Raw genomic sequence first — 6359 nt, 5'->3', positions numbered from 1 at the left:
TGTTGAACTAAACCTCCGGTAGCTTTTTCTCTTCGCTGTTTTATTAATTTTGGTAAAACAAACAATAAAATCTTTAAAATGGCTACAAAAAAAATCTCCGGAGGAGTTAAGGGTAAGCAAATTTCTGAACCGCGCCTGTAGCGAAGTTAACGGTTTTGCCGAACTGCTGCAACGCTTTGAGCGGAATATTTCCATCCTTGGCAGGAGCCCCAGAACTTTCGATAATTATTCCCGTCATGTGGCGGCCCTTGCGCTGCACTTTGGAACTTTACCCACCGAGCTTGACCCGGAACAGGTCAAAGATTATCTTTTTGAACTTCAGCAACGCTCCAAAACCCCTTCCCAAACTTACTTTAAGCATACCGTTTACGGGCTTCGGTTTCTGCTGAAAACCGAAGGTTTGCCTTATAGTTTTCTGCACCTTCCCACCATTGCTAAAGTAAAGAAACTTCCTGTAATCCTCAGCCGGGAAGAGATCTGGCGTATGCTTCAGAGTGCCGAACTCCTGAAACACAAGCTACTCATTGGACTTATTTACGGTTGTGGGCTGCGCTGCATGGAGGTGAGGAGTATCGAACTTCAGCACCTTGATTTTGACCGCAAGATGCTGCATATCGTACAGGGAAAAGGCCAAAAAGACCGGTATGTTCCTTTGTCGGAACATTTAATCCGGGGACTGAAAACCTTTATCAATATTGAAAATCCGGAGCGGTATTTATTTAACGGCAATCAGAACAGAAATATCGAAGAGATTGATGTGCTTAGCAAAGATTTTGATTCACGCTACAGCCAGCGCGGCGTTCAGTGGGTGATAAAGACCATCTCTAAAAAGGCTGGCATCACCAAAGAAGTTCATACCCACACGCTGCGACACAGTTATGCGACTCATCTGCTGGAAGACGGCGTTCCGATCATTATGGTGCAGAAACTTCTGGGTCATGAGCGTATTGAAAGTACAATGGAATACCTCCATGTCTGTCAGCTCTCGGATCAACAGCCACACAGTCCGCTGGACACTGTATTTACTTTATGCAGCAGGAATGCAGGCCCGAAGTAATGGCGGGAGTGTAGCAGAAGTCCTTCGAAGAATCAATTTATCCGCCCAGAACTTTACGGTTCATCAGGAAAAGACCCTTCGGGCCTTGTCCAACTGCCGCACGGCCGCTTTGGGTGGTCATATCGATGCGTGCGACGGCTGCGGAAACCTTTCCATCAGTTACAATTCCTGCCGGAACAGACATTGTCCGCAGTGCCAGGGGCATAAAAAGGAAGAGTGGATCCAAAAGCTTGAACAGGACCTCTTGCCCTGCAGCTATTACCATGTGGTTTTTACCCTACCGGAGGAATTGAACGCTATGGCAATATCCCAGCCCCAACTCATTTACAAAGCCTTGTTTGAGGCCGCCTGGGCTACTTTAAACCAGTTCGGCAAAACCGACGGCCTGCAGGTGGGAATGATTGCCATACTTCACACATGGGGACAGAACCTGAGTCTGCATCCGCACCTGCACTGCATTGTTCCGGGCGGGGGCATCAACCGGCAGGGAAAATGGAAAAGGAAAGTACGAACGGATAAATATCTGTTTTCGGTAAAAGCGATGAGCAAAGTCTTCCGCGCGAAGTTTGTGGCATTGTTAAGGGCTGGTGGAATTAATGACCAGAATTTAGTGGACAAACTTTTCTCCAAAAACTGGGTCGTGTATGCCAAGCGTCCTTTTGGTGGCCCAAAACAGGTGATTGAGTATCTGGGGCGTTACACGCATAAGGTTGCCATCAGCAACCACCGCATCAAAGAAGTGACGGATCAGCAGGTCCGGTTTGGCTACAAAGATTACCGAAAAGGTGGGGCGAAAAAGGAAATGACCCTGAGCAACCAGGAGTTTGCGCGAAGGTTCAGTCTGCATATCCTACCGAAGAGATTTGTGCGGATCCGGCATTACGGCATTCTGAGCAGCAGCTGGAAGCGCGGGAAACTGCAGGCTCTGCAATCCGATTTAAAGATCAAGATCCCGGAGGTAAAACCCAAAACGCTGCTCAATAAATGCCGGTGCTGTAAAACGGGAAATCTGGTGACTATTGCCGTTTTCGGACAGCGTGGTCCGCCACCGGAATATCTTTTCGTTATCCAACCTGCTCCCGCCAAATAACCTTTGTGGGTAAGGGAATTTATGTTCTGCAGTGAAGAAAACCCGCAGAAACCACTTCCAAAGGCTCATAAAAAGCCACAAAAAAAGCAGTCCTTCTAAAAAACTGCTTTGTTACCCTAAATTCTAAAAACGACAACTCCATAGACTGCCAAAAAGCTCCCGAAGGTTCCGTTCAACGGGCTTTCATCTCGTGTCCTGCGGACAAGACGAAAGCTTAGTTATTATCTGCAGTGACTTTTTATTTTATGAAATCCTGCAAATTACTTTCCTGAGACCATTTGTTTTTCAAGTCATAATTTGCAAGGTTAGAATCAATAATAATAGAAAATCTAAAATCATATTCTACAATTGTTCCATAAAAAATTGCAGGTTTCCATTTGTCAAAATCTTTTTTAACGACCATTTTATTTATTTGATCGCAAATTTTTCTGTCCGCTATTTTCAGACATTTAAATTTTTTTACTTTTCCGTATTTGTCGATAACAATGGACATTATATTTTGACCAAATTTTACATTATCGAGTTTTATGTTCTCAAGTATTTTATTTCTGAATGCTACAGTAGCAGAGTCAAATCTTGGATATTCAAGAATTCTGTCATCTATAAAATTAATGTGAACTTTTGGATCTGCTTTAGAGATGCTGTCCGCCTTTCTTTGGCTTTCAGCTATTTCTTCAGACTGCTTTTTATGGAGCAGGTAACTTTCTTTGTCAAAAATAAATCTTCCCTTTTCAATCGTAAATTTCACCTTACTTGTCTCTTGACATAAAAACCACATAGGAATTGTCAAGAATATGAAAATCAAAAATTTCATGTTTACGGCTTGCTTTAATTTCATTGCAGATAACGTTTTGCAGCTACCCGAAGGTGGCGATTTCGAAGCACTTCACTGTCAACCAAGCTGGAACTTTGATAGAAGCACAAAGCTTGATTTAACCACTGAACCGCCACTTTTGGGTAGGTGCTGTTATGGCTCGTTTTTCTTTATTTCACCTTGTAAATCAGGGTATTGGTTAAATATATTTTTCACTAAATCGTAAGTACCTTTTCCGTGTTGGTTACTAAAAGCGTAAGTTCTTCCTTCGTAAATTAAAAGTTCGTCATCTTCATTGAACCATCTTGAAGGGTCATAGCTTTTTACGTTTTTAATTTCTTCTGACTCAAATTCTTGTCTTGAGTGACATTCTTTGTCAACCCAAATCCATCTTTTTTCACCTGTCAGCTTCATTAAATCTTGCGGACTTACTCCAAAATTTACACTCTCGCTAATTGCCAAATGCATAGTTTGACGTTTGTTTAAGTTGATTTCACTTTTGCCGTTAATAGTTACGTCAAACCTTGAATAGTCTCGGCTGCTTTCTCTCCTTGCTTGTCTTTGCTCTGCTGCCTTTTCTCTTAATTTAACTTGATAGTCTGTTGTCTCTGGAAGTGGAATAATTTGCTGTATGTCAAAGTATAAATTAAGTCCGTCTTTTTGCGGCTTAATTCTTATACATTTTATATCAATATCTCTCTCTATTAGCCATAAAACTGAAGTGGTGATTTCCTTTGAAAAGTCTGCTGACACTAAGATTATTCTAACATCATTGGCAAACTCTTCTTCATTTACGTCATCCCACTCAAGGAAATTTAATATTGCTTCCTGCGGATTTTCTATTTCCAAATTATTCTTTTCGATATAGTGTTGAAAAGCCTTTACAGCTTTTTCAAAAGTCATATTGGCTACCATTGCAGCATAACGGATTGACTGCAATTCCATATGTCCACCGTCTTCCGTTCTTTTTAATTCAACAACTACTAAATTGGCATCCTTGTCAAGGCAAAGAATGTCAATTCGTCTTTTACTGTCTTCCCAATCTCCAAATTCACTGCTCAGGACAAACAAGTTCTTTTCAACTGTCTCAATTGAGTTAATTATGAATTTTTGCAAGTCTCGTGCTTCATCAATTCTTTCATTTGAGAAAGTTGTCTGTTGAAGTTCTACTATTTTCTGTCCTTCAAGTTTATATATTGGCATAATATTTCGCTTTTCTATTTGTATCTGTTTCCACTTTGAATGCAATGCTTTTCTACTTCGTCTAACCACTTATCATACCAATACCAAGCCTTAGCTACTTGTGTGCCAAATCCAAATTTTGGATTTTTGGCATCTTTAGCCTTCCAAAATTCAGTATGTTGGTGCTGACCAAAATTAACAAAACCTTTGTTTTGCATTTCTGTCCATATTTCAGTTGGCAAGTATTTTCTTTTTTCTCTTTCTTTTATTAGAACATATTCTTTGTTAAGTGTTTCTGCTTCTGGTGAATTTGCTGGTAAAAACTCTATTACCTTATCTGCTTGTCCTTTATGATTTACAGATTTTGGAACATATAAAACTCGATAGGAATACCTAATATTATTGTAATCTTCGTCACTCAAGCTATTATCAAAGTCATTTATGTACGCAGATATATTTGAAGGTAAGTCAGTAAATTTCCTTAATTGGTTGGCGTGTTCTTCCTTAATTGTAGAAAATTGTAGTGAAAATGACAAATGTTTGTCGATACCATAATTATCACCGAAAAGCTGTTTTATGTATTGGTTATAGTTTAAACAACAGGCTTGAAATCGTGCACTTAAGTATTCATCTATCCTTGTTGTCATTTGGTGTTCAATTTCGTGTCTTAAACCAATAAGGAATTTCAAATTTGATTTTGAAATATGGTCGATAGGGCAATTATCATCATCTAAGCATCTTTCAAGTTCCCAAAATTTAAACGCACCTTTTTTCGTCTTGTCATATTTTTTTCGTTGAGCAAGTTGTTTGTAATAACGATAGTCAATTTTTTGTTCACGATAATATGCGTGTAAGAGATACATCCAAGAAATATTGGCAAGAATTATAAAGTTTTCGGACTTAAATTGAATGTTAGGATTATTAAAAATCTGAACTGCACTAAGCATTGCCTCCCTTGACTTAATCTAAAGCTCTTCTTTCAAAGACCAAACTTTTCTTGTTCTTTTCTTAATTGCCATTTGTAATTTTCATTGTGTTGTTTTGCGGTGTCGTCTTTTAAAATGAGCCATAACATTGTTTTTTTACGAAACAAAACACGGTGTAGTTTCGTAAAATAACACCTATATGCGCATTTCGTAAAATCTATTGCTAATATAATTAATTTTTTGTAAATTAGATACTTAGTAAGTTATTTTTTGTGGATAGCGAAACAGAATAGGTTAAATTAGAATTATTTAAGTATGGATAGCGAAACAATATTAAAAACCTTACACGACCGATTGCAAGTGCAACGCTATGCCAATAATACCATAAAATCGTATTGTGGTTATGCACAAATATTCTTAGAGTATATGAATAAATATCGTACGCTCAACGAAATACCTATTGCTGAAATAGAGGGTTTTATTAATGAAAAAGTATTTCAAGACAATATTAGTGCATCTTATCAACGCTCTTTAGTTGGGGCAATTAAGAAAATTTATGAGTTGGTCAATAATCAATCGATAGAGTTAAATTATTTATATCCTAAACGAAAATCAACCCAACTGCCTACTTTCTTTTCTCAAGAAGAAGTGAGAAAAATATTAAATGCTACAGAAAATTTAAAGCATAAAGCAATTCTCACCACTATTTACAGTTGTGGATTGCGCTTAAGTGAGTTAATAAATCTTAGACTAACCGATGTAAAATCCGACAGTAATTTACTGTTAATACAGCAAAGCAAAGGGAATAAAGATAGGTTAGTAGCTTTACCTGATAAGTTATTAAGTTTGTTGCGAGAATATTATATTGAATATAAACCCAAAATATTTTTATTTGAAGGAACTAATGATGAGCAATACAGCGAAAGAAGTGTTCAGTTAGTTTTGAAAAAGTCAATGAAAAAAGCCAATATTGCAACAAAAGGCAGTGTGCATACTTTGCGTCATTCATACGCCACACATTTAATAAAAAGCGGAATTGACATTCGGGTTGTACAAGAATTATTAGGACATAGTGATATTAGAACAACCATGATTTACACTCATATTACAGATGTAGATAAGAAATCGACACCAAGTCCATTAGATTTTTTATAACCTAAAATAAAAAACCCAACTTTACATTTTTGGGTGTAAAATTGGGTGTTTATCTTTTAACTGATTAATTACCAGTGTTTATTGCGGAGAAAGAGGGAACCTCCCCAACTTTCCCCGAAAGAAAGTTACTTCATT

Annotated in this window: 6 protein-coding genes; 3 read left to right on the top strand and 3 right to left on the bottom strand. The window is 38.0% G+C overall.

The window, feature by feature from the left end:
• The first annotated feature begins 49 nt into the window (after positions 1 to 49).
• Both ACX3PU_RS03330 and ACX3PU_RS03325 read left to right on the top strand, forming a co-directional pair.
• Positions 50 to 1057, top strand: coding sequence for a tyrosine-type recombinase/integrase (locus ACX3PU_RS03330; protein WP_459083479.1), 1008 nt, complete (start codon positions 50 to 52; stop codon positions 1055 to 1057).
• Positions 1041 to 2147, top strand: a complete 1107-nt coding sequence (locus ACX3PU_RS03325) for an IS91 family transposase (protein WP_459083495.1) — start codon at positions 1041 to 1043, stop codon at positions 2145 to 2147. Before ACX3PU_RS03330 ends, ACX3PU_RS03325 begins: the two co-directional genes overlap by 17 nt.
• 238 nt (positions 2148 to 2385) lie before the next feature.
• Here the strand turns inward: ACX3PU_RS03325 and ACX3PU_RS03320 are convergent, their stop codons facing one another.
• The 3 genes from ACX3PU_RS03320 to ACX3PU_RS03310 all read right to left on the bottom strand — a co-directional run bounded on the left by ACX3PU_RS03320 (position 2386) and on the right by ACX3PU_RS03310 (position 5108).
• Complete coding sequence (locus ACX3PU_RS03320) at positions 2386 to 2985, bottom strand: hypothetical protein (RefSeq protein ID WP_459083478.1); 600 nt, start codon at positions 2983 to 2985, stop codon at positions 2386 to 2388.
• 129 nt (positions 2986 to 3114) lie between these two features.
• A complete protein-coding gene (locus ACX3PU_RS03315) occupies positions 3115 to 4164 on the bottom strand; it encodes a hypothetical protein (protein ID WP_459083477.1) in 1050 nt (349 codons plus the stop codon).
• 14 nt (positions 4165 to 4178) lie between these two features.
• Positions 4179 to 5108 (bottom strand): DUF3644 domain-containing protein, encoded by a 930-nt coding sequence (locus ACX3PU_RS03310; protein WP_459083494.1) that lies wholly within the window; start codon positions 5106 to 5108, stop codon positions 4179 to 4181.
• Between the two features lie 276 nt (positions 5109 to 5384).
• Between ACX3PU_RS03310 and ACX3PU_RS03305 the strand changes: the two genes are divergently transcribed.
• The gene (locus ACX3PU_RS03305; protein ID WP_459083476.1) at positions 5385 to 6224 is read left to right on the top strand and encodes a tyrosine-type recombinase/integrase; all 840 of its coding nucleotides are present in this window, start codon (positions 5385 to 5387) and stop codon (positions 6222 to 6224) included.
• The last annotated feature ends 135 nt before the right edge of the window (positions 6225 to 6359 follow it).

It is taken from the genome of Chryseobacterium sp. A301, assembly GCF_054489425.1.
The sequence above is the reverse complement of the archived record's forward strand: the minus strand, read 5'-3'. Positions and strand labels throughout refer to the sequence as shown.

Excerpts from the sequence above, each read along its gene's own strand:
- ACX3PU_RS03325 (WP_459083495.1), top strand. The coding sequence starts at position 1,041 with ATGCAGGCCCGAAGTAATGGCGGGAGTGTAGCAGAAGTCCTTCGAAGA.
- ACX3PU_RS03320 (WP_459083478.1), bottom strand. The coding sequence starts at position 2,985 with ATGAAATTAAAGCAAGCCGTAAACATGAAATTTTTGATTTTCATATTC.
- ACX3PU_RS03315 (WP_459083477.1), bottom strand. The coding sequence starts at position 4,164 with ATGCCAATATATAAACTTGAAGGACAGAAAATAGTAGAACTTCAACAG.
- ACX3PU_RS03305 (WP_459083476.1), top strand. The coding sequence starts at position 5,385 with ATGGATAGCGAAACAATATTAAAAACCTTACACGACCGATTGCAAGTG.